Below are 956 nucleotides of genomic sequence, written 5' to 3' on the forward strand. Positions count from 1 at the left end.
CTAAGGAATTTTCATGAAAACAAAAATATTTATAACGCTAACTTTGATAACGTTACTTTCTGGGTGTCCTTTAGAAGGTGATAACGGAAATACTGGAACTACAGGGGAAACAGGGGAAACAGGGGAAACAGGGGAAACAGGAGCTACAGGGCCTCAAGGTGTAGCTGGCATTAATTGCTGGGATCTAAATGGTGACCGAGTCAATGATCTCGATGAAGATATCAATAAAGATGGTCTGTGGAATGCCTATGATTGCGCTGTCGCCGCTACTCCTGAACAAAACCAGACAGTAGAACTGAATCATCAGCATATGTGTGAGGCCTTAGCGGCAAACAATATATATCCAGTAGGCTGCCCATCCAGTACTCATACAGTCCCCACCGGTACATTGACAAGAATGATATCTACAAACTTTTTTGACGATGGTACGGGCAATAGACTTCTAAGCTGTGGCGATAGCCCAAGCAATGGATTACTCAGCATAAGCCTACGAGACTTCGTAAACTCAGATGGCGTTACCGTTAAGGAAGGGTGGTGGGAGCTAGAGGGCGGATATATCGCTAAATCAGGAACTATGTCTATATTTGAATCAGTTAATGGCGGGTGCCAGGACCTCTGTGCAGCTGATGCAGACTGCATCGCTTCGGTCGCTGTTAGAAAATCGTCTGAATCTTCATCTTGCCGTTTATATTACCATTCAGATACTGCCATAAAATATGAGCGATTTTGTGGTAGGGAAATCCCTGGTGTCTTTAAAGCAGAAGATCAATGCAAACTAACTCTAGCCGCCAATGCTATTTGGGCGTCTAAGTGTCCATAACTTTGAATACTTAACACATATGAGCCTTAACTCTGTCAATAGGCAGTAGTGTTTTTTTTGACCGTTTTTATAAATTGACGGTCAATTAAAAATCAATAAACAAATTCGTTTACTTCGCCTGTCGATGTGGCTGTTA

1 protein-coding gene is annotated in these 956 nt (G+C 42.5%); it reads left to right on the top strand.

Annotation, left to right across the window (positions count from 1 at the left end; genetic code table 11):
- Window positions 1-13 precede the first annotated feature (13 nt).
- Entirely contained in the window at window positions 14-820 is an 807-nt protein-coding gene (locus tag H5180_RS23310; RefSeq protein ID WP_182759259.1) for a hypothetical protein, read from the top strand.
- Window positions 821-956: the final 136 nt, after the last annotated feature.

The sequence above is a fragment of the Pseudoalteromonas sp. SR41-4 genome (genome assembly GCF_014163985.1).
Taxonomy (GTDB): domain Bacteria; phylum Pseudomonadota; class Gammaproteobacteria; order Enterobacterales; family Alteromonadaceae; genus Pseudoalteromonas; species Pseudoalteromonas rhizosphaerae.